The organism is Streptomyces sp. NPDC091416 (genome assembly GCF_044756845.1).
Taxonomy (GTDB): domain Bacteria; phylum Actinomycetota; class Actinomycetes; order Streptomycetales; family Streptomycetaceae; genus Streptomyces.
On the sequence record NZ_JBIVTU010000018.1, the window covers coordinates 81,952 to 107,644 of the forward strand.

Consider the following 25,693-nt stretch of genomic DNA (forward strand, 5'->3'; position numbering starts at 1 on the left):
TTGGCATTTCACCTCCGCTGTTCACCTGACCTGCTGATCTTGGTTCCTTCGTGAGACAGCAGGGCGGCCGTTCTTCACGCTTCGAGGTGTCAAGCAACGTCGCGTGAAGGAACGGCCGCTGGTGAAGAGTCTCGCCCCTGCAGGTCCCGCTGATGCTGCGCTGAGCGTGCTGTCCCACTTTCGTGTCCAGTTCTACGACTGCCTCTACACCCGGGCGGATGCGCTCTTCGAGCTCACCGACGCGGTTTTGTGCGCGGAAGGCCCGGTGAGGTCCCTGGCCGAGCTGACCCTCACGGTCGAGCACCGGCGCGGACACGGGGCGATGTACGACGCGGTCAACCACGGCTGGCTGGAACCGCGCCGCCTGCGCAGGCTGCTCGCCTCGACGCCACTGCCGCGTGCGGCCGGCGGGCGGATCGTCCTCGCGGTGGATGTGAGCAACTGGCTGCGGCCCGATGCCCCCACCAGCCCTGACCTGCTGTTCTGCCATGTCTACGGGCGGGGCCGCAGCGCCGACCAGTTCGTTCCCGGCTGGCCCTACTCCTTCGTCGCCGCCCTGGAAACGGGGCGCACGTCGTGGACTGCGATGCTGGACGCAATCCGGCTGGGACCGGCCGACGACGCCACCGCGGTGACCGCCGCCCAGCTCCGCGACGTCGTCGGCCGCCTCCTGCGAGCCGGCCAGTGGAAAGTCGGTGACCCGGACATCCTCATTGTCATGGACGCCGGCTACGACGTCACCCGCCTCGCCTACGTCTTGGCCGATCTACCCGTCGAGCTCGTCGGACGTCTGCGCTCGGACCGGGTGATGCTCCGCGACGCCGGCCCCAGGCGCTCCACCCCGCGCGGCGGGCAGCCCCGCAAGCACGGCGGCGTCCTCACCTTCTCCAAGCCCGACTCCTGGCACACCCCCGACCAGGCCACCTCCTGCGACACCACCCGCTACGGCACGGCAGAAGCCCTCGCCTGGGACCGGATGCACCCCCGCATCCAGGCACGCGGCCCCTGGCTCGACCACTGCGGCGAACCACCCCTGATCCACGGCACGTTGATCCGACTGAAAGTCGAGCACCTGCCTGGCAACCGCGACGCGAAACCGGTCTGGCTGTGGTCCTCACGCACCGCGATGACCAGCCAGGACGTCGACCTGCGCTGGCAGGCATTCCTGCGGCGCTTCGACCTGGAGCACACCTTCCGGCTGTTCAAGCAGACCCTGGGCTGGACCGTCCCCAAGGTCCGCGACCCCGCGACCGCAGACTTGTGGACCTGGCTGATCATCGCCACCCACACCCAGCTCCGCCTCGCCCGCCCCCTCGCCGAAGACCTCCGCCGCCCCTGGGAACGCCCCGCCGAACCCCGCCGGCTCACCCCCGCACGCGTCCGCAGAGGGTTCCGGCACCTCCGCGCGAAGACCACCCGCCCCGCAGCCGTGCCAAAACCCTCTCGGCCAGGCCCCGGACGCCCACCCGGCTCACAAAACCGCAGGCCAGCACCCCACTATGAGCCCGGGAAGACCGTGAAACGCGTCGAAACCCTCACCGAACACGTCCGCCTGAAACAGCAGCGTGGTCAAACGCCAAGCTGAGAGCAACAGATGTGGTGCAAGGAGCATCCCACGTCATGTCAAGCCTGCGGTAGCGTCGCGCACACGGAACGGAACCTCCCGAGTCGTCCTCCATGAGAACAGTCGCTTCCCGATTTCGGTGATCTCGCCACCACGGAGGTACGGAGTATCTATCGTCGAACCGCGCTGCTGATCAAGGTGCCAAGAGGGCGGAGGGTGGTGGCGTCGGGCGTGGAGCAAGCGGGGGGCGTAGGCGAACCGCGGCACGTGGTGCTGTCGCTGGGGATCGCGTTGACGCGTACCGAGGACGGTGATTCACCACGGTTCGGTCTAGACGTCCTGGAGGACGCCCCCGTTCATGCCGCCAGGGTCGCAAAGATCCTAGAGGTGTTCCGGTACACGCGGCGCCCGACCGTAGCACCGCAGGGACAGGCCGACTACGGGAAGCTGGTCGAGGCTGCGGTCGAGGCCGAGGACGCCGACGTGCTGATCGTGCACATCGTCGGGCACGGTGAGCTGGCCGACGGCAGCAGCGAGAAGCTGTACATCCTGGACAGTGACGGGGAGCGCCTGGGCCGGCCGGTGGGCGGGTGGATCGACCTGATCGAGGACCACCCCCGGCGGCACCGGCCGATGACACTGTTCGTCCTGGACGTCTGCTACGCCGGGGAGGCCGCGGTGACCGCCTGGCACTCGCGGATGGACGTGGACAAGCGCCGGGCCTGGGTGCTGGCCGCGACCGGACCGGACAAGCAGGCGTTCGGCTACCGCCTGAGCCAGGCCCTGGTCCGGGTGCTGGAGAAGTACCGCGACCTGGAGGTCCGCTTCGATCCCTCCTTGCGGTACATCCCGCCCGGCACGGTCTGGCGGGACATCGCCAGCACCGTCAGCGACCTGGCCGAACAGGCCGACGGGCTGCCGCAGGAGATCCGGACCAGCCTCGTCCCCGGCCACGCCGACCTGTCCCATCTGCCGTTCTTTCCCAACCCCTCCTACAACCCCCAGAGCACCACACCGGCGCTGGCACCGGGACTGCCTCCGGAAATCGCCCGCCTGGCCGACTGGGCCGCAGACCCCCAGCATTTCATGCGCCGCGCCGGCGGCGGCGAACCGGTGGACCGCGACTGGGACGAGGGCTACTTCAGCGGCCGCATCGCACAACTCGACACCCTCACCGCGTGGCTCGACGACGACACGGCCGCCCCAGGGCTGCGCGTGGTCACCGGCAAAGCGGGCGCCGGCAAGTCTGCGCTCCTGGGCATTCTGCTGTGCGCCGCCCATCCGGCACTGCGCCGCCACACCCGCCCACTGTGGGCCGGACTCGGCGACCACGTGCCCGGCGAGAACAGCCGGATCGCGGCCGTCCACGCACGACGCCTCGGCCTCGACGACATCACCGCCTCCCTGGCCCGCCAACTACGCCACATCACCACCCCCGACGCGCTGACCCCACCGGACGAGGAAACCCCGGACACGGCCGGAAACCCGGCGCAGCGCCTGCTGAGTCTGCTGCCCCCCGGCAGCCGCCCGGTCACCATCGTCGTCGACGCTCTCGACGAGGCCCTGAGGCCCCAGGACATCACCACCGCCCTGCTGCTCCCGCTTGCCCGGCACGCGCAGACGGCGTCCGGCCGGCTGCGGCTGCTGGTCGCCACCCGCGAGGACAGCCGGTTCGACGAACTCCTCGGCCTGGCGCGGGAGGCCGGAGCGTGCACGGACCTGAGCACCATCGCACCGCACCAGGTCCGCGAGGATGTGGCCGTCTACGCCAAACGGCTCCTGACCGCCGACGGCCCCTACACCCGGGGTGCCCTGCGGAGCGTGCGGGACACCCTGGCGGACACGATCGCCGAAACCCTCACCACATACGCTCCGACCGGCCGCGAGGGCCACGACGCCGAATCCCTTGAGTGGGGCGAGTTCCTCACCGCGGGACTCTACGTCCACCATCTCCTGGCCAGCCCGCCCGCCGCCACGCCCGAGGAAGCCGCACGGCTGGGCCGGGCCGTGCCACGCCGCCTGCCCGATCTCCTCGAACTCGACCTGCGGCGCCACGCCGACCGGATTCACCTGCGTGCGGTACTCACGGCCCTCGCCTTCGCCCAGGGCCGGGGCATGCCCGAAAGCGTCCTGGTCCACGCCGCCGCGGCCATTACCGCCGACGGCGACCCTCCCCTGTCCCTGCGGGACCTGTATGCCCTTCTGGACGGGGAGGCACGCTTCTACCTGCGGCGCGACATCGACACCGACGGCACCACCCTGTACCGGCTCTTCCACGAAGGGCTCGCCGACTGGCTCCGCCAGCCCACCAGCCCGCAGTCCGCCGAGACCCCCACGATGGCGACGAACCCCCAGCTTGGTCGGGCAGGGCGCCTGTTCGAGCGGCTCCTGGATGGCGTTCCCCGGGATGCGGCCGGCGGCATGCTGTGGCAGCACGCTGCCGGCTATCTGCTGCGGCACACCGCCCAGCACGCGGTCGATGCCGGGCGCATCGACGAACTCCTCGACGACGCCGGCTACCTTCAGCACGCCAACCCCCACACCCTCGCCGACGCCCTGTTCTACGCCCGCTCCGACCAGGCCAGGCTCAATGCCGCCGTCTACCGCGCCTCCTGGGGCGTTCACCACACGCTGCCACCCGCGGCACGCCGCCAGTTCCTCGCGCTGGACGCCGCACGCTTCCGCGACACGCCGCTCCAAGATGAGCTGCCCGGCGACGCCGACTGGACTGTGCGATGGGCAACGGGCAGCCAGGTCTCACCATCTCTGGTCCGCACCCTGACCGGCCACATCGGTGGGGTTGGGGCGGTGGCGGTGGCGCTGCTGGAGGATCGCCCGCACGCGGTCACCGGCGGCCGCGACGACCGGTCGGTGCGGGTGTGGGACCTGACCACAGGCACCCAGGTCCGCGAACTGACCGGCGACATCGGCGGGGTGGGGGCGGTGGCGGTGGCGCAGCTGGAGGGCCGCCCGCACGCCATCGCCGGCGGCAGCGGGTCGGTGTCGGTGTGGGACCTGACCACCGGCACCCTGGTCCGCACCCTGACCGGCCGCATGGGCGGGGTGGTGGCGGTGGCGGTGGCTCTGCTGGAGGGCCGCCCGCACGCCGTCACCGGCGGCGGCTACGGCGACGGGTCGGTGTGGGTGTGGGACCTCACCACCGGCACCCTGTTCCGCATCCTGATGACCGGGCACATCGGCGGGGTGGGGGCGGTGGCGGTGGCGCAGCTGGAGGGCCGCCCGCACGCCGTCACCGTCAGTTACAGCGGCGGGTCGGTGCGGGTGTGGGACCTGACCACCGGCACCCTGGTCCGCGAACTGGCCGGCCACACCAGCGGGGTCAGCGCGGTGGCGGTGACGCTGCTGGAGGATCGCCCGCACGCCGTCGCCGGCGGCGGCGGGTCGGTGTGGGTGTGGGACCTGACCACCGGCACCCTGGTCCGCGAACTGGCCGGCCACACCGACGGGGTGAGCGCGGTGGCGGTGGCGCTGCTGGAGGGCCGCCCGCACGCCGTCACCGTCGGCAACGACGACCGGTCGGTGTGGGTGTGGGACCTGACCGCCGACACCCAGGTCCACACCCTCACCGGCCACACCGACAGGGTGAACGCGGTGGCGGTGACGCTGCTGGGGGACCGCCCGCACGCCGTCACCGGCAGCGAAGACCGGTCGGTGCGGGTCTGGGACCTGACCGCCGGCACCCAGGTCCACACCCTCACCGGCCACACCTACGGGGTGAACGCGGTGGCGGTGACCCTGCTGGGGGACCGCCCGCACGCCGTCACCGTCGGCAACAACGACCGGTCGGTGCGGGTGTGGGACCTGACCACCGGCACCCAGGTCCACACCCTCACCGGGCACACCAGCCCGGTGATCGCGGTGGCGGTGACGCTGCTGGGGGACCGCCCGCACGCCGTCACCGGCAGCTACGACGGGTCGGTGCGGGTGTGGGACCTGACCACCGGCATCCTGGTCCGCGAACTGGCCCACAACACCGGCGGAGTGAACGCGGTGGCGGTGACGCTGTTGGGGGACCGCCCGCACGCCGTCACCTGCTTCGGGTGGGTGCACGTGTGGGACCTGACCACTGGCACCCTGGTCGACGAACTGGCCCACAACACCGGCGGAGTGAACGCGGTGGCGGTGACGCTGCTGGAAGACCGCCCGCACGCCGTAACCGTAAACAGCGACAACGACAGCTTGGTGCGGGTGTGGGACCTGACCACCGGCACCCTGGTCCGAGAACTGGCCCGCCACACCGACAGGGTGAACGCGGTGGCGGTGACGCTGCTGGGGGACCGCCCGCACGCCGTCACCGGCAGCGAAGACCGGTCGGTGCGGGTCTGGGACCTGACCACCGGCACCTGCCTCACCGCATTTCACTTCCCGGACGCGGTGCAAGCCGTGACCCTCACCGCGGACAGCACCGTGGTGGTCGGCTTCGGCCACGAAGTGGCCGCCCTCAGCCTTGAACCCCTTCTCAGGAGGCTCCGTTGAGCAGTAACGCAACTCCGCGGCTTCGGGTCGTCGCCGTACACGGCATCAGCAGCAGCTTCGGGACCGGAATCTCCGACGCACGCAAGGAGGAACTCCGCGCGCTCAAAGCCGCCGCCTGGGCACGGGATCTGGGAAGCGGCCTCGGTATCTCCCCAGTCCAGCTCGACGTCGACTTCGCCTACTACGCGGACAGGCTCCGCCCCGGGCCGGCAGCCCAGGGGGACCAGGACAGCGACTTCCTCAACGACCCGCTGGCGCAGGAGATGCTCGATGCCTGGGCGCGAGAGCTGGGGCTGCCGGACGAGGTGGCACAGGGGCACGCCGCGGTGCCGCTGCGCGCTCTGGCGTCGTGGATGGCGCGCAGGTTCAACCTGGCGGAGGGGCCGCTGGGGGTCTTCATCCGGCTGCTGTGCGCTGAGGTTGCCGCGTACCTGCGCTCTGCGGACGCCCCGGAACGCATAGCGGCGCGCGAGGAGGTTGCCGCGAGGATCGCTCAGTACCGGCCGCGCGTCGTCGCCGCACACTCGCTGGGCTCGGTCGTCGCCTACGAGGCCCTGCACGCCCACCCGGAGCTGCAGCCTGAGCTGTTCCTCACACTGGGCTCGCCGCTGGCGCTGCCCCGTGTGGTCTTCGAGCGCCTCATCCCCGCACCCCGGCCCGCCGACACCCCACAGCTGCGGGGCGCGGGCCTGCCCGGGGGGACGCGCTGGGTGAACATCGCCGACCCCGGTGACCCCGTCGCCGTCCCGCCTCAGCTCGGCAGGTTCTTCGACGGGATCGCCCTGGACCACACCACCACCGTCAGTGCTCTCTTCCGTTTCCATCACGCTGAGAATTACCTGCGGTGCGCGACCACTGCAGCCACTATCGCCCCCTACCTCGGCATCTGACCAGCACCTGGAGTGTCGGCCGCTCTCACGCTGTCATTGGAAGAGCGTCTGGATTCCTTACTCCCACCGGGGTTGTGCGAAGCAACTCTGAGACGCTGTTGTCTTTCCGATTCTGACGACTGTGTTTTCGCTGGTCAGGGGTGGGGGTGGCATCGGTGTGGGAGTGATGGGGTGTCGTTTCGTCGCTCTCGTGGAGGTCGCGGATGCCGTCGGTGGTCGGACTGCTGGAACAGCACGAGCTTGCCGCTCGTCGTCGTGTGGACGGGCTGCGTGAGGAAGCGGACCGCATCCAGGCCGAGCTCGCGGTGGCCGAGCAGGAGTGGTCGGAGTGGATGATCGCCCGCGAGCGTGTCGGTGCGGTACTGTCCGCGCCGGGCGGTGACTCAGCCGGCGTTGTCGCCACCGACGTGCCAGAGGGTGTTGTGACGGGAGCCGAGGTGGAGGCATCTCCGCCTCTGGCGGTGATGGTCGGCCGCATTCCCGAACCGGTGAGCGACACAATCACACGACAGAGCAGCCGAGTTGAACTCCACCGGCGCGAGCACGTACAACTGCGGCAACAGGGTCTCCTGGATCTTGGTTGGCTTCGCAACCCCGAGCTACCAAGAGGCCCTGCCTTCATGCCCGCAGCCGGCCACGGTCACCCGAACGAGACTCCCGTTCGACGCCCACCCCTCAGGATCGGAACGACAACAGCTATTAAAGTGTCCGGCTATGACTTTCTCGTGAAGTTGCCGGTGTCGGCCTCGGTGAGGATCCCGTGTTTGACCAGGCGTTTCAGCTTGGCGCGGATGCCCTCGACGTTCTTCGGCAGCAGTTCGTGGCCGAGGGCTCCGCAGACGTCCTTGGCCCGTAGCGGCCCGGTCGTCTGGTTGAAGGCGTCGAGGATGCGGGGGTAGTCCGGGTGCTCGGGCAGGTCCGGTGCGACGTTCGGGAGCCGGTCGGCGAGACCGGTGACGGTCGTGCGGGTGATCGCGAGGTGTTCGAGGTGGGTCTCGGCCTCCCGCAGCCGGGTCTGCAGGTCGTCGATCTGTGCGCGGAGGTCGTCGGCCAGGACCCGGGCGGCGTCTTCCTGGAATTCCAGGGCGTCGAGCAGGGGACGGATGTTCACGCTGCCGCCGCCGACGCCTCGCGCCAGGTGGGGGTGTTCGCGCCGGTGAGGCGTCTGGTCATGACGTGGGTCATCGCCCAGTAGACGCGGGAGGAGGAGGGGCGGTACTCGTAGTCGCGGACCAGGCGCCGGTGCAGTATCAGGATTCCGTAGGTCTGCTCGACCCTCCATCGCTTCGGCTGCGGCACGAACCCCTTGACCTGTGGGTTGCGTGCAATGATCTCGACATCGATGCCCAGGCCGGCGCCGTGCGCGACGACCTGGTTCTTGAAGCCCTGGTCGACCAGGGCTTTGCGGACGGTGCCGCCGGCGTGCTCGGCGACCTGGTCCAGCAGGACGATGCCCGCGGCGTTGTCGTGGGTGTTCGCGGCGAGGACGACGACTGCGATGATCAGGCCCAGGTCGTTCACGGCCAGGCCGCGTTTCCGGCCGGGCACCCGCTTTGCCGGATCGTGGCCGGTCGTGGAGCCGGGGACCCCGGCGGCCGCATGGACACTTTGGGTGTCCAGGACCACCAGGGTCGGGTCCTCTAATCGGCGGGCGCGTTCACGGACCTGGCAGCGCAGCAGTTCATGGATGACCCGGTCTGTGCCGTCGTCCCGCCAGGCGGCGAAGTAGTAGTAGGTCGCACTCTTGGGCGGCAGGTCGTGCGGGAGGTAGGCCCACTGGCTGCCGGTCCGCCCCTGGTAGAGGATCGCGTTCACGATCTCCCGCATGTCGTAGGCGCCCTGATGGCCGCTGACCGAGCAGTGCCGGTCCTTCCACGCGGTGATCACCGGCTCGATCAACGACCACTGCTCGTCCGATAAGTCGCTCGGGTACAGCTTGCGTTCACTCACCCCGTCACATCACCCGACCGCCCCCGTGGACCGGCAGATTCCGCCCCGCCACCACACCATCAGGCGACAACAGACCTACTCAAAGACTCACGAACCGCCCACTTACAAGTACGCCGGCACCAGTGTCAGCAGAAGACTCTGTCGCACATCCACTGATGCTGCCGGGCCAGGACTTCCGCGGGAGAATTGATGCCAGCCGCTAGGTCCAGTTCGAACCCGGCGTTCTTGTTGGCGAGATCCAACGGCGTGCACCTCTCCTCTGCCTGAGCGACGAAGACGTCTGGGTGGCGTTCAGTCAGTGCAGCGGCGCCTGAGGCGAGACCTGACAGGATGGGTGTGCGGAACCAGTCGCTGACGCTGGGGATGCTGGGAAGGTCAGTGATGACACCGCACGATGCGGCGAAGGACCTGAGGCGTTCGGCTGTGAATTCGTCAGCCAGGCCTGTCATGCGTAGCACGTTGATCGAGTCCTGCGGTCGGCTCATTGCCTTGGCTATCTCAGTGTCGTGGAAGCCGAGCCGGGCCAGGCCCTCGAGTTGTTCCCTCGGCGTGGAGCGTTCCAGATCTCGATGAAGCTCTTCGTAACGATGATGAATCGCCTCGGCCTTCGCGTGAGTCCGCGGGAAGGGGGAAGGGGCGTTCTCGTTCAAAGCCACTCCTGTGTCTATGGGCTACGCGGACCTGCCGCTGCCTCTCTGTTGGGGCTCGGGACCAGGGCGTCTGCGCAATCGGTTCGGTGTGGGGGTGCTACGGCAGCCTGAGGTTCACCATGAGGTTCTGGTGTCCGTTGGATATGAAGGACTCGAGAGGCGGCGGGGGAGTCGCTGGGTCCGCGAAGGTGAGGCTCGGAAACCGAGTGAAGAGAGCCCTGAGCGCGATTTTGGCCTCTAGGCGTGCCAGGGCCGCTCCGATGCAGAAGTGCACGCCGCGACCGAACGTGGTGTGTTGTGTACGGGTGGCGCGGGTGACATCGAAGGTGTCGGGGTCGGTGTGAACATGGGGATCGCGTCCCAGTGCCGCGATGTTGATGAGGATCGCATCCCCTTCGGGGATGTTGAAGCCCGTCTCGGGGTCGTGGATGTCCGTCATGGCGAACCGGATGGGAATGTTGGCGACGGGGGATTCGTGTCGCAGTGTCTCCTCCGTAACGTCTTCCCAGGTAGCTTCGCCGGACCGGACCTTGTCGAGCTCCTCCGGATGACGCAGCAGGTTTGTGACCGCCTGATCCAGGAGGTCGACTGTCGTCTCGTGGCCGGCGCCGATCACGAGCATCAAGCTGTCGAGCAGTTCCTGGTGGGACAGTTGATCGGGGGATTCGTCGTGGAGCTGGACCAGGCTAGACGTGAGGTCTTCCCGGGGACTTATGCGTTTGCGGTCAACCAACTCGTTGAGGAGGTCGTAGTAGGCGCGAGCGTTCGCAGCGGCTTCGACCTCGGTGTAGTGGGTGGACATGTTGGCCTCCACATGGTGGCGGAGGGCAACCGTCATGTCCTCTGGGAGGCCAAGCAGAAGGTTGATGACGGACAGAGGCAGCCGCCAGGCAAAGTGTTTGCGCAAATCGACAGGGCTGGCTGGCAGTGCTTCCAGTTCGTCTAGGAGCCTGGCGGTGATTTCTTCGATGTCAGGGGCGAGGTTCCGGATGCGATCTGCATCGAAGAACGGCGTGAGGACACCGCGGAGCCTGCGATGTTCCTCCCCGTAGGAGGCCAGGGCATTGCGAACAACCACCCATATCCGCAGTGGCCAGTCGGTTGGTATTCGCCCCTCGCGGAACGCTGGCCAGTGGAGCGCGGCGTCCTTTGAGACGTTCGGGTTCAGCATCAAGCGGCGGGCAAGGCCCTGGTCAGTGACGATCCAGGCCGGAACGCCTCCCGGCAGGGCCGCGAGTGCGGCGGGCCCGGTGCGTCTGAGTCGTCGATTTTCGGCGTGGATGTTCGCAGCAGATGTATCGAGAGCGAATGGGCATTCCGGGCTGGTGATCCGTTCCGTGGTTTCCATGGTGCCGCGCTTTCATGAGGCTGGGAGGGGACGGGTGGTGCGGTGCTGCGTTACCGGAGTCAAGGAGCGGCAGGCTCGGAACGGTAGGCCTCGGCGATCCGATGGCTTCGAAATTTGCAAATCGCAACCATAGGTTTCAGTCGGAGCGGCGGGGGAGTCGCGTGGACCGAGGTCGCTAGTGCGGTATGGCCTGATCGAGGGAAATCTAACTTGCCACCCTGTTCTTGAGAAGCCCCGACCACTGGCTGACGCTATTCAGACCGCCCGGTCGGTGTTGTTTGCCGAGGCCAGAGTCCTGTCCAGGCAACTCGCAATGCCCGTTACGACCCTGATTGTGAAGTGGTCTCCGAGAGTTTGAGGTCATTTATCCTATTTTCCCCATACTCCAAGCCGGCGATGATCGCGGGAAGCGCGATGCCGGGCAGGATCATCCGCCACATGAGGGAGATACCGCGGGGGAGGTCTTCTCGACCGTGCAGGATCTCGGACGTCAACTGGATCCCTATGAACTGGCCAACGATGGTCTCGGCTGCCTCCCGTGGTTTGACAGTTGGGACCATGTGGCCCGCTTCGTGAGCCTGCATGAGCAGGAGCTCCGCGTGGTCTAGCCATGCCCTGATGGCCTCTCCTCGGGCAAGACCGTCTGGGAGGCCCCGATCGATGATGGACAACCGGGTGCCAGCCCTGGCCACTGCGTCGTTCTGAAGCAAGTGGGCGAAGGCGAAACTTGTATCGATCGCCTCCTGCAGCCTGGTCGTCTGCGCCGGCAGGTTGACCGTGCTCATGGTGACTTGGCGTTCCAGAATTATGCGGGCAATGTCTGCTTTGCTCTCGAAGTGGTGATAGAGCGCGCCTTTGGTGATTCCTCCGGATGCCGCCATGATGTCCGCGAGCGAGGTTCCAGTGAACCCCTTTGTGTCGAAGAGCTCGCTGGCGGCCTGGAGGATGACCTCTTCTGTGCGCACGGATCGACCTTGTCGTGCACGGGGTCGCGGCCTGTTGCTCTCAATCATCGAAGTACCTCTCGTGAAGGGGGGTGGTGCGGTTGGCTTCCTGGTGATCTGGTCATGTCCAGCCCCACGAACTTGTTGCAATACCGACCGACCGCCCCGTAATCTACGCGACATCAGGGGAGTGCTGGCAAGGAGCCTGGTCGGGGCTGACTCCCAGACTTGCGGCGAGGATGGGAGACGCGGGAGCCGCCCTCGGGGGATCGGGGATTGCTAGACACCTAGTTGAAGCCCTGATTGCGCCGCATATTCGCAAACGCACAGCATGCTTCGTACCATCTAGATCTGCCGTTCAAGGCTGATCAGTACGACCTGACTGGGCGTCGGGTCCAAGGGCGGCCTCGACGAACACTCAGGTCGTCGTCTGATCCGTGCAGTCTGCTCAGACGCTGGAACCTGTTGGCTGTTCACCCAGGCGCTACTCAGAGAGGTTGAGTGAGATGCGCCTGTAGATCGTTCGAGGGAGGTTGGGAAGCTGTGGCGTTCACCGCGACGGGGCCCGTGTATCGCGCTAGCACTGTCCGGCAGGCCGGCCTGGGGTCTCCTCGCGCCATGAAATGGCCCTGTCGGCGCTTCGCTTCCTCGAGAAGAGCTCCAATCAGCCACCCGGCTACTGGGGCAAGCGCATGCTGACACTCGCGTCGCTCCTTGAGAGCGACCCCGCAATCGATCTGGCTACGACGTGGCCCACTGACCCGGTGGCCTACCAATCGCTAGAGACGACGGGCTTGACGATGCTGTCGTTTCCTCAGCTTCTCGATGGTCAGCCGTACGAACAGTTGCCGCAGGGCCACGTGGTCATGGTTTGCGGAGCCGCGCCCAATCGCCTTCGGGGACGAGCGGAGACCGCAGTGGAGGAGCTCCTCCGCCGGATGGGTGCCAGCGGATGCCCTGCGCTCGTTATGAACTTGCCGGGGGGAGTGCAGCACCCTTTCCCTCAGTCCATCCGGGACCTCGGTGACGAACTCGACATTCCATTTCTGCTCACCACGGCTTCGCAGGAACGGTGGGTACACGCAGGCAGTCGATTTCAGCGGTTCCGGATCGCAGAAGCGGAACGCAGGGCTATTCAACTTGACTCGCTTGTAAGGCAGTTGCCTTCGCAGTTGTCCGACTCCACGTCAATGCAGAGGATCGCGGACTGGCTTGCGACGGCGCTGGACGTTCATGTCCTGGTGAGCGAACCTGAGAGGGTGTTGGCTGCTTCACCGACGACGGCAGCAGAGCAGCTTGCGCAGGCGGTCATCCGTCGATCGTCCGAGGCCCAGGTAGCCGGGGGAGTGTCCCTCACCCCATATACCCAGCTCATCCCCCTCGCCCCGGCAACCGGCGCCGACACTGTGCTCGCCATAGTGAGCCGAAGGCCGATCGACGAGGGTGACATGCCTCTGCTACTGCATGCCGCCAAGCTCTTGGGCTTGATTGACCAGGCTCACCGTGATGTCCGGGCGGCCACCGGATCGTCGCGCGCGGTAAAGGCGGCCGCAGTGGCGCTGCTGCTTGACGGCGAGGTGGATAAGGCTCGACGGGTTCTGTCCAACCTGAGCCCCGGGTTTCTAGCGAAGGACACTGCTCGGATCTTCGTTATCGAGACAAGCCGAAGCCGACGTGACGCTGCCGTTGCCCGGGCAGAGAACGTGACCGCCAGGCGTGCTCTCGTGGTTCCTGACCCGCGCGCGAACAACCGGGTACTGATCGTGCACCCAGATGGTGCCGGCGCTGCGGCTGACGACAGCGTGGCAGACGAGCTCACGCGGCTAGTCGCTGTGTTTGGTCCTGAGGCATCGCTTGGCGGCAGCGGGCTGTACTCCCTTGCCTTGCTCTCCGAAGCATTGCAAGAGGCCTCTGCTGCACAGAAGTTCGCGCTCCTCCAGAACAAGACGGTCGCGCTCTCTGCGCAGAACGTGGACTTGGTGAGCCTGCTTCCTCAGGCCGACGCTCAAATCTGGGCGCAGTGCCTGTTGCGCCCGCTTATGGAGCCAGCTGGCCTATGGGGACAGTTGCGTGAGACGTTGCCTGCCGCGCTTGAGTATCCCTACACGGTTGCCGCTCGTCGGCTCAATCTGCATCGCAACACCGTCACGCGTCGTGTCTCCCGGGCAGCGGAGCTCCTTCACCTGGACCTCGGTGTCATCGCGAACCGGGTAGCTGTCGGGCTTGCCCTGGAGCTGGTGACCCACCGCAAGTCATCCGTGTCTTCCGCTCACGACGGTGCTCGGCCTCCGAGTCTTCGTTCTTTGCTGGCTGCACCTCAAGTTCTGGAATGGGGCAACACGCTGCTGGGTGCAGCAGTTCGCGACCGGCGGGATCTGGTGACCACAGCAACCACCTGGCTCGACTCTGATACGCACGTGGAGCCCGCGGCTCGGAACCTCGGTCTTTCAGAAGTCACAGTGCGTTCACATCTCCGCGCCCTTGAGAAGTATTTGTCTCGCGACCTCGCCTCATTGTGCGGTATTCGTGACCTGCAGTTCTCTCTGTATGTCGTCAATGGACGCCCTCGGGTTGGCGAATTTGTGCACGCGCTCAGCGCGGCTGCATAAGCTTCAGCCTTGAAATAGTCAGCTCTGCAGTCCTACCGCACATCCCTCTCAGATCGTTGCTCTGGTGAGAATAGGGGGATTGAAGGCGAAGATACGGAGCGATGCGTACACGTCGAGGACTGGAGTGCTGAACGGCGTCTCAGTGAACCTCCGCAGCCTTGTCTGTGAAGGCGTTGGAATCAACGGGAGCCGACCTCGGCCCCACCAAGTTCAGGCCCACAGGTGCTAGCGATCAAGCGCCCGGTCAGACAGCTGGGCCTGCTCGGGACCTGCCGCCCGCTCCTTATTCGGGCAGACAGGGCTTCCGCCTTGGTGTTCCGCGGGGCAACGTCAGACGCCGAAGTTGACTTGCACGCTCTCGGAAGATTGCCTCCGGGGACCGCGGAGGTCGAACCGCCTACGCGCGCTGCACGCTTTGCCCATTCCTTGTGCATTCACTTTTCCGAGCCTCATGGGCATTAGTCCGCAAAATCCGATTCGGGGCCGTGGATGCAGCATTCGCAAGCTGGCCGGCCTTCGAGGAGCCCTGTGTTTTCGACTGACTCGCGGAAGCATCGTCCTGTGCAACGCCGCAAGGGAGCCGACGTGAGAAGTTGCATTCCCTACCCCCGGAGCTCCTAAATGGTGCACAGTCGATAGGTGTGCCCGGGGAAAATGTGCGCACGCGCGATGGTGTCAGAATCCGGTTCGGCATATTGTTAGTGCGCAAGGTCGTTGGGCCAAACTCCGGAGCTGGGAAATTTGGCTCCTCCGGACGGCGGTTCTTGCGATCTGGTGTTCTTCTGCAGCTGACCGAGTCGTACAACCTGCTGCATACAGGAACAGATAGGCAGAGAAGCCGCCGGAACCAGAAGGCGGGCGCCTGGAGGTGCTGAATGAAGCCACCCTGCAGACGCCCGCACTTCATGCAGTGTCGGGCCCTTGCATCGGGCCCGTGCAAATCGACTCTCGCCAGAGTCTCCACCAGCAGATTCGCAACTACTGGGGGCCAAACACCAGCGTGTTAGCGCACGTTGGTGTAGCTCAGGATAGACCAGTGCAGGCTGCAGCGACAGCACAGCGGACAGTCCATCCGGCAACCCGGCTCCCCTTATGGACAGGGTGAACCATATGGAACCACAGGTGACGACTTGCCCGGATCCGTGCAGTGACGTGACGGCAGACCTCCGTCTCTGGCACTCCCATACGGGACCTGATCGCACGAAGCCCTTCGGCTCGGCCCGCCGCGGATAGCACCCGCGATACCCGCCGAGCTATTGCGCCGCCGGTCACGGATATCCAGATCCGCGACCGGCCACTGCTCTGGGGATATCCAACCCCTCGAGCGATCGACGTGCGGCAGGAGCGGGCGCCCTCCCAGCAGCTGCTCCTGCCGCCGTGACACACGGCGCATATCCGCCCGCCCAGTCTGTTCATGACCTTGGGCGTGAGGCTTGACCACCCTTGGCGCAGTGGCGCCAGCCATCCACCGGGAACGGCCATCATTAGATTCCCTGGAGCATCAGTGTCCGTCTCCACCGATTCACTCGTTCCTGTCCAAGAACCCGAAGCTCCGGGTCAGAAGCACTGGCCGCCCGCCATCTGGGCGCTGCTCGTCATCACACTTGTGGCACGCAGCTTCGGCTTCGTTTACCCGTTCCTCAGCTACCACCTCAAGGACCTGGGCTACAGCACTCAGGCAGTCGGCCAGGTCCTCGCCGTCTTCGGGGTCGGATGGCTCTTCGGACAACTGATCACTGGATGGGCCGCCGACACGATCGGACGCCGGCGCACCCTCGTGATCGCCATGACGACCGCCGCGGTGTGCCTGCCTCTCATGGCCCAGGCACAGGACTTCGCGGCAGTGTGCGCCGGCGCGCTGATCGCGGGAACCGTGTACGACGCACCGCGGCCGGTCGTGTCTGCCGTGATCGCCGATCTCATCACGGAGGATGCCCAGCGGGCCGCCGTCAACGGGTGGCGATACGGCGCGGTGAACATCGGCGCTGCCCTCACGGGCGCGGTCGGCGGGCTGCTCGCCAGCCACCTCGGCTTCCAAGCCCTGTTCTGGATCAATGCACTCGCCTGTGCGGTCTGCGCCGCAATCGTTCAGCGACATCTGAGCTCCGATACTCCGAATGCCACCTCCAGCGACCCGGGAGCACCCCCGTTCACCGGATATGTGCTTCGCGACGCCCGTCTATGGCTTCTGTGGGCTGCCAGCATTGCCACTCTCACCTGCGCAGCAGGTATGTTCTCCGCCCTCCCGATGCTGATGGAACACGACGGGCTCGCGGCCAGCGCCTACGGATGGACGCAGGTAGCCAACGCCCTCGCCGTGATCGCGCTGACACCGCTGCTCACTCCCTGGCTCAGCCACCGGTGCGGTGGTCAGCGGCCCATGCTCGGAACGTTCGCTGCCAGCGCGCTGCTCCTGGGCGTGGGCATGGGAAGCGCGGGCCTGGCCGACACGACCCTCGGTTACAGCATTGCCGTCGCTGCCGCCGTGCCTGGTGAAATCGTCTTCTTCATAGCTGCTTCCGACATCCTCAACCGGATTTCGCCACACCAAGCTCGTGGCTTGTACGCCGGTATCTGGGGATCGTCCCTCGCCATCGCGGTGATCATTGCCCCGGTACTCGCGGCCGTGTCCCTGACACAGGGCGGAGACAGCCTTACCGCCCTCACCACACTGAGCGCGGGTGCGCTGGGAGCAGTCCTGTGTCTGCCACTCATCCGGCTCATCCAGCAAGATCCGCCTGCTGCTGCGCCGGCAACACCGGCACACACCACATCCTGAGACCTGACCGGAGGCACGATCATGCCGTCGACCGTTCTTGGTGACGCATTGAGCAGTTCCTGGCACCCCTCGGCCGCTGTACTCCCTGCCGAGCATCATGCCGCTACGCCATTTCACAGCCGTGAGTGGGCCGCCGCCTGGCAGTCCGTGCGCACGGAGCACGTGCGAGGACACCACCATCTGTTCATTCAGGACGGTCCGCACCGTCAGCACCGGCTGTCCTTCTACCAGGTCAACAACAGCCCGTTGTGGCGCGCGATGGAAGGTGATGCCGGGGTCACCCAGCCCACATTCGAGGCAGACGTGCTGTATGGACCGTCCGTTTACGGAGAGTACGGCGGCCTGCCTGGCGCGGTTCGCCCCGTCTTGGCTGAGGCGGTCGACCGCGGACGCGCGCTCGCCGGCGAACTCGGAACAGAAGCCCTCGTCATCGCGAACCTTCCGCCGAGCGAGCGCAACATGTGGCGCGAAGCACGACTCCCGGACGCAGAGGTCGTCCTGTACTGGGCGCATCGAGCCGACGTGGGCGACACCGTGGACGAGTTCATCGAGAACTTCCCGTCCAGAAAGGCCGGGCGTGAATTCCGCCGTCAGCACCGTCGAGGCACCGACTCGGGGCTCACCCTCAAGGTCGCCCGCGGTGCCGACCTCCTCCCGTACCTGGGCGAGTTCACGGCCCAAGCACGAGCCACGAGCGAACGTCACGGCCCTCCCCTCTACGGTACCGACATGCTGGTTCCGCTGACCCGCGTTCCAGGGGCGGTAGGGCTGCTGGCCGTGCACCGCGACGGTACCCTCGTCGGCGGGTTCTTCTGCTTCCGATACGGCAAGACGCTCTACTTGTGGACCGCCGCGGTTGACCAGTCCCGCAAGAGGGACCTCCACACCTACGGCTGGCTGATGCACGAAAGTATCCGCTTCGCCGTCGAAACCGGCGCGAGCGTACTCGATGCCGGCCGATGCAACTACGCCTATAAGGCACGCCTTGGCATGCGGCCGGTCGCGCTCACATCTGCGGTCTACCTCTCTCGCCCCAACCCTCACCTCATCAGCCGTCTCGGCGCACTGCACACCGGACTGACCCACCACGTGCAGCAGGCCTGGAACAGAACCTGAGCCCCTGCCCGAGTGGCCGTCGATGGACAGGGTCTCACCACGCCCACGAACGCGACCAAACGTATCTGTCCAACACGTACGGACACCGTGCCGTGTCTGAGACCGCCTCTTCAACCCCAAGGAATCAAGAGTGGAAGCTGCCGATACCCAACAGTTGAGGTTCCGCGATCCCAGCATGGTGCAGGGCGGCGATCTCACTCACCTGACCAGCGACAAGGGCATGCTGAACCTCAGCTTGTGCACCAACCGCATCGGGCCGCCGCCTGGCGCCGTTGACGCGGTTCGCCGCTTCCTGGACCACCACGCCGCCCGGCTCATGCCGCCTCCGTATGAAGCAGAGCAGCCGCCTTTCCAGGCACACCGTCTCTACCTCAACGCCTTTGCCGACCGGCTCGGCATCGACCACCAGGACATGCTCGCAGGGCGAGGCGTGACCGAGTTCCTCATGATCCTCGGCCGGCGACTGCAACTGTCCCAGGTAGCTGTCATCACTCCGGAATACACCGAAACGCTACGACGGTTTGGCTACGCCCACTTTGAGCAGCCTGAGGATCCATTCGGTGACACCCCCGCACGCCGCCTGGCACGGGTGCAGCGGGCCATGCACACGTACGACTTCGTCATCCTGTCGAACCCGTCGAACCCCTTGGGGCACTACATCGAACGGCAGGACCTGCTGGAAGCATGCGCACGATTCCCGCACTGCACCCTGATCGTCGACGAGGAGTACATCGAGTTCCAAGGCCGCCACGAGACGCTGGCGGGAGCCGATGCCACCAACCTGATCGTGCTGCAATCCACGGGCAAGACCTACGGCATCACCGGCAGCCGTGCCGGGATGCTCTGGACCCGGAACACGCGCATACGCCACGTTGTCGCCGATGAGCTGCCGGCTTGGCCCTTGTCGCTCCTCGACATAGCCCTGGCCACAGCAGCCCTCGCTGAGGAGCCTTGGCTTGAGCGGACACTCACCCAGCTCAAGATGGCCGGCGAGGAACTTGAGCAGTTGCTGACGCAGCACTTCGGGTCGGCAACGGTCCCCTCAGACATCCACTACCGATTTGTCCACCTCTCAAACCCGTACCCCGCACATCACCACCTGCAGGACCACGGCATCGCAGCCCGCCTGTTCACCGCTGCCCGTGGCTGTTCGTCTGGGCTTCGGATCTCCACTCCCGGTACACCGAACGAGTTCGACCAACTGCGGTTGGCGCTAGAGACCCTGCCCTCCGCTGCCCGGCCCGGACACCGCTACCCACCGTATGCAGGCAAGTCGGTCCTACATCCGCACCCTCAGCTCAGTGAGACCGCAAACTCCCAGCCGCCCGGAACTGTCCAGGCAGACAGACCGCTCCGCGGCCTGGCCGCAGAAGAGCATCCCCCCCAGGCCCAGGATGCCGCCAACCTGCCCACGCTCACCTGACAGGAGGCCTGAGCAACGCCCTGCCAGACCCACAGGCTCCGCACACTCCAACCACTTTGCTCACCACAGTCAGGACCAGGCATGCCCCTCACCCGCCCCAACCCTGCGCCCCTGCTCCTCGTCTTGGGCGCCGGGAACCGCACCTATCGCGAATACGGACTCTTGCACATCGCCGCCCGTCACTCGGTCGCCCTGCTCGACGACAGGCCCCCGGCGTGGGCTGCCCCTATCGTGGACATATCCGTCCCTGTCAAGCTCACGGACAACGAGGCGGTCGCTGAGACCGTCAACCGACTTGCTGCTGATTACGGCGTTGCAGGGGTACTCACCTACGTGGAAAACCACGTGGGGCTCGCCGCGCGACTGGCCGACACGCTCGCGCTGCCCGGCAATGCTCCCGGTGCCGTCGAGGCCTGCCGCGACAAGTACCTGACACGGTCCCTGCTGGCAGCATCCGAGGTGCCCTCCGCTCGGTCGCGTCTCGTCCATGATGCCGACGCCGCCGTTGAATGCCAGATGCGGCTCGGTGGGCCGGTCGTACTCAAGCCCCGCTCCCTGGCAGGCAGCGCCGGCGTTCGCCGTGCCGACAATCCCGATGAGGTGCGCGCTGCCTACCAACTGGCCAAGAAAGCCGTTCTCTTCGGTCTGGAAACAGGCGGGGCCAACGGAGTGCTCATCGAGGAGTACCTTGACGGGCCCGAAATCAGTGTCGAATGCGTCGCCCTGGGCAACGGCACGATCCACATCGCCGCTGTCACACGGAAGTACCTCAGCCCCGAACCGGCCTTCCAGGAGATAGGCCACCTCGTCGACGCCGCGGACCCGCTACTCGCAGATCCCCGCATCCAGGACGTTGCGACCGCTGCTCTGACAGCAGTCGGCATCTCGCGCGGAGTCATGCACGTCGAAATGCGCCTCACCCGCCAGGGCCCACGCATCATCGAACTCAATGCCCGGCTCGGAGGCGACCTCATACCTCACCTTGTCCATCTCGCCACCGGCCTCAACCTGCCACAAATCACTGCAGACCTCGCAGTGGGTGCGGCCCCCCATCTGATCCCCACCAGACACCAAAGTGCTGCGGTCCGCTTCTTCTTCCCGCACACGACCGGACGTGTCACCGCCGTGAACACCGAGCCAGTCGCCCCCTGGCTCGACCGTTTTGAGTGGACCGTCCCGCCGGGCAGCCACGTCACGGCCCCGCCCCAGGCCACCCTGCTGGACCGCACCGCTCTGGCCGTCGTCACCGGCCCCGACGCGGACACCTGCCACCACAGACTCCGACTGATTGAAGAGCGCAGCAACGTCCACATCCAGGCGGCCACGGTCACCACCGCCTGCGTTGCCTGACCGTATTGCCGCCCACACCCCAGGAGCCCCGCCCCATGGCCCTCGCCGCACCCGTCCCTGAGGTGGCCCCGTCCGCGTCCCGAAGCGGCGCGGCCGCCATCATCGCCCCCTCTGACGCCGGCGACCTGTACGTGCCGGCCTTGGAGCGACACGGTTGGAACTGCGTAGCGGTCGCCGTGCCCGGCACCCGCCGGATGGACGGCGCTGGCGGCTACCTCCGCAACCTCAACCACCGCGGAAACCTGCGCCGCACGGCCGCCCACCTTTCGCACCTCGATGTCCGGGCCGTCCTCGCCGGATCACCCGCGGGTACCGTCCTCGCCGATCGGCTGGCCTCACGCCTTCACCTGCCCGGAAACGACCCCAACACCACCGACACGCGCCGCGACACCGGCTCGACCCACGCAGCACTGCTCGACGCGGGTATCGCGGCTCCACGCAGCATCACCGCCACACGGTTGGCCGACGCCCTGACATGGGCTGCCTTCACCCAGGTGGCGGAGCTCCTCCTCGAGCACCCCGACCCTGCCCACCCGGGAAGCCCGTTCTACTGCTGTTCCGCAACCGACATCCGGTCCGCATGGCAACACCTGCAGCACTCCAGCGGTCAGCCGCTCACCCTCCGCGAACACCTTGCTGGCACCCGCTACCGCATTCACGCCGTAACCGGCCCCGGCCCGGATAGATCGACGGACCACACCGTCACCACCATCTGGGCGGAGACCCTCGCCGCCAGCCACGCGGTCTGGCGCGCCGATCTTCTGAGCCGCCAAGGTCTGCTGTCGCGCGCACTCACCCTGTACATCAACCGCGCACTCAGGGCCCTCGGCGTGCGCTACGGCCCCTCCTGCGCCACGGTCACCTTCATCCCTGACCGTGGACCAGCGCTGTTGTCCCTCCGCACAGACCCGTACGCTGACTTCGCCTCCGAGGTGCTTCAACAGGTCACCGGCCACAACCCGTTCCACGATACCGCCCTACTGCTGACCACGGGACGGCGGTACGAAGCCCGCCATCAGCCGGGTCGACCTCACACCACCAAAGTTGCACTGTTGCCCCGGTCCGACGGCGCCTTGGACCCGCATCTACTACGCACTGTTACGACCCTGCCAACGGTCGTTGCCACCACCGTGCTGCACGCCGGCGCTCCAGTGCGGGCGGGACAGGTCGCAGGGTGCCTCCTACTCGTCGCCGACGACAGTCGCGCCATCGATCACGACCATCAGGTGATCCGAGCAGCCGAAAAGCTCGGCCTGTACGGGGCTCCTGCATGACCCGAGGACCTATGCAGATGTCACTTCGCGAGTGCAGCCGCTGCAATCGGTCAGCCGCGGTCACGTCGCTTCCACGGCCATCAACTCAACCGCGGACTGCACAAGCCTCTGTCAGAAACCCGACTGGCCACGGAGGCCCGCCCATGTCACTGATCACATCAACGAAAGCAAGGACCTCTCAAGCGCGCTCTGGGTGTCGCGGGATCGGAATGGTCTGCCCGTTCGCACCTGTCAGCCGTCGCCGAAGCGTCAACCGGGCCGGAACGAAGCGGTTCGACGGCGATCCCCGTCCCCGGGACCGCTTATCCCGGGCTCGACCCGTCCTGCGAGGCGCGAAGACCAAGGCGAAGTATTGGTCGGCGGAGTCAGCACCGACATCAGCAAGGCCCAGAACCTGACTAGCGTCTCCGCTCTGTCGCGCCCTGGCCCCAGCAGCACTGCCAGTCCACCGGTCGGACCAATGGCAGGGTCCTGCCACTCGAGCCTGCCCCACACCTTCCTGAGAGAGGCACCACCCAATGAACAGGACCCCGCACACCCTCATCGCCATCCTCATCGCCGGATCCACCCTCGCCGCGGTGTCCGGTTGCTCCAACAGCGACGACAGTGTTTCCCGCGCTGCCGAGGTCAGCCCTGCAGCCGCCACCCCGAACTCCCAGGGGTCGCCGGAGACGGCCTCGGAGAGCGCCCCTCAGCAAAGTGATAACGGAGCAAGCGTTGCCGAGCTCAAGGGAGACAGCGGAATTGACGGAAAGGTGCACAGCGTCCAGCGCAGGGACGGCGTGGTGATGGTGAAGTTCGAAGTCACCAACCGCAGCGACGAAAACTACCTCACCGTCGACTGGCGAGACGGCACCGACGTGTACACGCTCGCTGGTTCCTCGATCGTCGACCGGCCGCACAAGAAGCGTTACATGGCGCTGCTCGACACGAACGGTCGCTGCCTGTGCAGCGAACACACCAACTCCATCGACAAGGGCCAGACCAAGCAGCTGTACGCGCAGTTCGAAGCGCCCCCGAACGACGTGAAGCAGGTCGACCTGGCGCTGGGCAACCTCAGCGTAGTCACCGTGCCGATGCAGGAGGGCTGAACGGTGCCCCGTCACATCGCTGGCGCCCTCGCCCTGTCTGCCGTGCTCGCCATGACCTCGGCCGCGGCCCACGCGGACGAACACCCGAGCACCGCCGGAATCCCCGGCCGGCACGCCGACATCGTCTCGCGTGTCGAGAACCTGGACGGCACCGAAAGAACCGTCGACCAGGACCAACGAACGGTCTACGCCCTGCAGTCGAAGGTCCTGTTCACCAAGGACAGCGCCCGCCTGTCCGCCCAGGCCCACGACCGGCTGCACGACGTCGCCACGAAGATCTCCCGCGCCCGAACCGACCGGCCCATCGGGATCAACGGCTACACCGACAACCTCGGCAGTGCAGCCCACGGGCTGGCCCTGTCCCGCGCCCGGGCCGAAGCCGTCCTGAACGTCCTCAAGGGCGACCCGCGCCTGGCGCAGCTCCGCTTCACGGCCACCGGCCACGGCGAGGCCGACCCCATCGGCGACAACGAGAACGAGAGCGGACGCGCCAAGAACCGGCGCGTGGAGATCGTCATCTCCCGCAGCTGACCGACCGCCCCGGCCACGCGAGAACCCCACCTGTGGGATCTCAGATCCCGCTTCATAATCTCACCGCCCGCTTCATATCGCCTGCACTTATGAAGTGGGCTGTGAGACACCGCAGGTCAGAGGATTGCCCGTCCAGCCGGCGTCAGGTTCACCGCGAGGAAGTGCGGCGGAACCTGAGACGAATCTTGGTGAAGCGACGTGAGACTGGCGGCGAACCCGCAGGTCACGGCGCTGCCATATGAAGCGGATCGCGAGACCCTACACCACCACTCCCGCCGGCTCGCCGCCCGCGACCACCTGGCGAGACATCCACATCGCCCACCACCCATCCACCCACCCCGCCACAAGGAGACCGTCCGATGCCCGCAGTCAAGATCCGTAGTGCCGTCGCCGCAGCGGCAGTCACCGCCGCCCTGCTGGGAGGCGCGCTGACCACCGCTCCGGCGGCGCAGCCTCCTGCAACTCGTGGACGCAGAAGGGCAAGACGACCACCGCCGTGAAACTCCGGTCCAACCACTCCACCAGCTCGGCGGCGCTCGGCGTCCTGAGCAAGGGGACCCGCGTCACCTCCAACGGCCTCTGATGCGACGGAAAGTCCCAGTTCCAGGGGTACCGGGTCACGGTCACCAGCGGCGCCAACGCGGGCCGAACCGGCTGGATGTGGGGCGAGTACTTCTGGGGCTTCGCCAGCTGACACCCCTGCCCAGCCTCACCCGCCTTACGGCAGCCCCGCGTGACCGGGCCCGCCCAGCCCGGCCACGCGCCGTCGCCTCGGCCGCTCCCCACCTGCCCCACCGCCGCCACAGATTCGGATCCCACCATGTCCCTCACGCCAGGCCTCGCCGCGCTTGAGCTCGACCGGGCCTTCCTCACCGCCCGCGCCGCGCAGCGCGCCGCACTCGCGGCGTACTACCCCGTCGGCTTCCCCACCGTCGAGGAGAGCATCGCCAATGTGCAGGCCCTGGCCCAGCACGCCGACGTCGTCGAAGTGGGTCTTCCGTTCAGCGACCCGATCCTCGACGGCCCGACCATCCAGCGGGCCACCCGCCAGGCCCTGGACGCCGGATTCCGCATGAAGCACCTGTTCACCGCCGTACGCGCCATCCGCACAGCATCCCGGGCGTCCGTACTCGTGATGACGTACTGGCAGCCCGTCGCCCACTACGACCCCCAGCGGTTCGCCGCCAACCTGGCCGCAGCCGGCGCGGCCGGAGCGATCATCCCGGACCTGCCGCTCGAGGAGGCCGGCCCCTGGCTCGCCGCGGCCCGCCGCCACGGTCTGCACACGGTGCCTGTCGTCGCGCCCAACGCGAGCGACGAGCGTCTCGCCCGTATCTGCGCCACCGCGGGCGGCATGATCTACGCGCCGGCGGTCGCCGGAGTCACCGGAAACACCGGCCCCCTGGCCCCGGGCCTCCCCGACTTCGTCGACCGGCTGCGTACCCTCACCCGCCTGCCGATCAGCGTCGGCATCGGCGTGTCCGACGCCGAGCAAGCACACCAGGCTGCCCAGTACGCCGACGGCGTCATCGTCGGCTCCGCCCTGCTCCGCCGCATCCAGGACAGCCCCGGCCCCGACGGGCTCCGCAACGCCCTTAGCCTCGCCCGAGCCCTGGCCCACGGTGTGCACCGTCTGCGCGCCGCCGCCTGATCCCCGAACGACAGCGACACACGAAG

At 66.9% G+C, this 25,693-nt stretch carries 17 protein-coding genes; 12 read left to right on the forward strand and 5 right to left on the reverse strand.

All coding sequences use genetic code 11. The features are described from left to right. The first annotated feature begins 121 nt into the window (after positions 1-121). From ACIQMX_RS36860 to ACIQMX_RS36870, 3 genes are all read left to right on the forward strand, one after another. Positions 122-1,585 carry an NF041680 family putative transposase gene (locus ACIQMX_RS36860; protein WP_402484674.1) on the forward strand — a complete coding sequence of 488 codons (1,464 nt, stop codon included), beginning with the start codon at positions 122-124 and terminating at the stop codon, positions 1,583-1,585. Positions 1,586-1,951: 366 nt separating this feature from the next. Then, positions 1,952-6,061, forward strand: a complete 4,110-nt coding sequence (locus ACIQMX_RS36865; protein WP_402484676.1) for an AAA family ATPase — start codon at positions 1,952-1,954, stop codon at positions 6,059-6,061. Beyond that, positions 6,058-6,951 (forward strand): serine peptidase, encoded by an 894-nt coding sequence (locus ACIQMX_RS36870; protein ID WP_402484679.1) that lies wholly within the window; start codon positions 6,058-6,060, stop codon positions 6,949-6,951. Before ACIQMX_RS36865 ends, ACIQMX_RS36870 begins: the two co-directional genes overlap by 4 nt. A 712-nt stretch (positions 6,952-7,663) precedes the next feature. Here the strand turns inward: ACIQMX_RS36870 and ACIQMX_RS36875 are convergent. From ACIQMX_RS36875 to ACIQMX_RS36895, 5 genes are all read right to left on the reverse strand, one after another. Then, positions 7,664-8,062 carry a hypothetical protein gene (locus ACIQMX_RS36875; RefSeq protein ID WP_402484681.1) on the reverse strand — a complete coding sequence of 133 codons (399 nt, stop codon included), beginning with the start codon at positions 8,060-8,062 and terminating at the stop codon, positions 7,664-7,666. Beyond that, a complete protein-coding gene (locus tag ACIQMX_RS36880) occupies positions 8,059-8,901 on the reverse strand; it encodes an IS5 family transposase (RefSeq protein WP_402484684.1) in 843 nt (280 codons plus the stop codon). Before ACIQMX_RS36880 ends, ACIQMX_RS36875 begins: the two co-directional genes overlap by 4 nt. A gap of 125 nt (positions 8,902-9,026) precedes the next feature. Next, positions 9,027-9,551: a hypothetical protein gene (locus ACIQMX_RS36885; protein ID WP_402484687.1), complete on the reverse strand. Its 525-nt coding sequence runs from the start codon at positions 9,549-9,551 to the stop codon at positions 9,027-9,029. Positions 9,552-9,648: 97 nt separating this feature from the next. After that, entirely contained in the window at positions 9,649-10,899 is a 1,251-nt protein-coding gene (locus ACIQMX_RS36890) for a cytochrome P450 (protein WP_402484691.1), read from the reverse strand. Positions 10,900-11,219: 320 nt separating this feature from the next. Then, complete coding sequence (locus tag ACIQMX_RS36895) at positions 11,220-11,864, reverse strand: ScbR family autoregulator-binding transcription factor (protein WP_402484693.1); 645 nt, start codon at positions 11,862-11,864, stop codon at positions 11,220-11,222. 602 nt (positions 11,865-12,466) lie between these two features. On the opposite strand from ACIQMX_RS36895, the gene ACIQMX_RS36900 reads away from it, so the two are divergent. From ACIQMX_RS36900 to trpA, 9 genes are all read left to right on the forward strand, one after another. Beyond that, positions 12,467-14,452, forward strand: coding sequence for a helix-turn-helix domain-containing protein (locus ACIQMX_RS36900; RefSeq protein ID WP_402484696.1), 1,986 nt, complete (start codon positions 12,467-12,469; stop codon positions 14,450-14,452). Between the two features lie 1,504 nt (positions 14,453-15,956). Then, positions 15,957-17,231 (forward strand): MFS transporter, encoded by a 1,275-nt coding sequence (locus ACIQMX_RS36905; RefSeq protein WP_402484698.1) that lies wholly within the window; start codon positions 15,957-15,959, stop codon positions 17,229-17,231. A 21-nt stretch (positions 17,232-17,252) separates the two neighbouring features. After that, positions 17,253-18,347 (forward strand): GNAT family N-acetyltransferase, encoded by a 1,095-nt coding sequence (locus ACIQMX_RS36910; protein WP_402484701.1) that lies wholly within the window; start codon positions 17,253-17,255, stop codon positions 18,345-18,347. Between the two features lie 130 nt (positions 18,348-18,477). Then, entirely contained in the window at positions 18,478-19,770 is a 1,293-nt protein-coding gene (locus ACIQMX_RS36915) for an aminotransferase class I/II-fold pyridoxal phosphate-dependent enzyme (protein WP_402484704.1), read from the forward strand. A gap of 81 nt (positions 19,771-19,851) precedes the next feature. After that, complete coding sequence (locus ACIQMX_RS36920) at positions 19,852-21,120, forward strand: acetyl-CoA carboxylase biotin carboxylase subunit family protein (protein WP_402484707.1); 1,269 nt, start codon at positions 19,852-19,854, stop codon at positions 21,118-21,120. 35 nt (positions 21,121-21,155) lie between these two features. Beyond that, positions 21,156-22,394, forward strand: a complete 1,239-nt coding sequence (locus tag ACIQMX_RS36925; RefSeq protein ID WP_402484709.1) for a glutathione synthetase — start codon at positions 21,156-21,158, stop codon at positions 22,392-22,394. Between the two features lie 518 nt (positions 22,395-22,912). Beyond that, positions 22,913-23,485: a hypothetical protein gene (locus tag ACIQMX_RS36930; protein ID WP_402484712.1), complete on the forward strand. Its 573-nt coding sequence runs from the start codon at positions 22,913-22,915 to the stop codon at positions 23,483-23,485. A gap of 3 nt (positions 23,486-23,488) precedes the next feature. After that, entirely contained in the window at positions 23,489-24,016 is a 528-nt protein-coding gene (locus ACIQMX_RS36935; RefSeq protein ID WP_402484715.1) for an OmpA family protein, read from the forward strand. Positions 24,017-24,836: 820 nt separating this feature from the next. Then, entirely contained in the window at positions 24,837-25,667 is an 831-nt protein-coding gene (gene trpA / locus ACIQMX_RS36940; protein WP_402484717.1) for a tryptophan synthase subunit alpha, read from the forward strand. The last annotated feature ends 26 nt before the right edge of the window (positions 25,668-25,693 follow it).

Coding starts and splice junctions, on each gene's coding strand:
- ACIQMX_RS36925 (WP_402484709.1), top strand. CDS start 21,156: ATGGCCCTCGCCGCACCCGTCCCTGAGGTGGCCCCGTCCGCGTCCCGA.
- ACIQMX_RS36930 (WP_402484712.1), top strand. CDS start 22,913: ATGAACAGGACCCCGCACACCCTCATCGCCATCCTCATCGCCGGATCC.
- ACIQMX_RS36900 (WP_402484696.1), top strand. CDS start 12,467: ATGGCCCTGTCGGCGCTTCGCTTCCTCGAGAAGAGCTCCAATCAGCCA.
- trpA (WP_402484717.1), top strand. CDS start 24,837: ATGTCCCTCACGCCAGGCCTCGCCGCGCTTGAGCTCGACCGGGCCTTC.
- ACIQMX_RS36920 (WP_402484707.1), top strand. CDS start 19,852: ATGCCCCTCACCCGCCCCAACCCTGCGCCCCTGCTCCTCGTCTTGGGC.
- ACIQMX_RS36910 (WP_402484701.1), top strand. CDS start 17,253: ATGCCGTCGACCGTTCTTGGTGACGCATTGAGCAGTTCCTGGCACCCC.
- ACIQMX_RS36890 (WP_402484691.1), bottom strand. CDS start 10,899: ATGGAAACCACGGAACGGATCACCAGCCCGGAATGCCCATTCGCTCTC.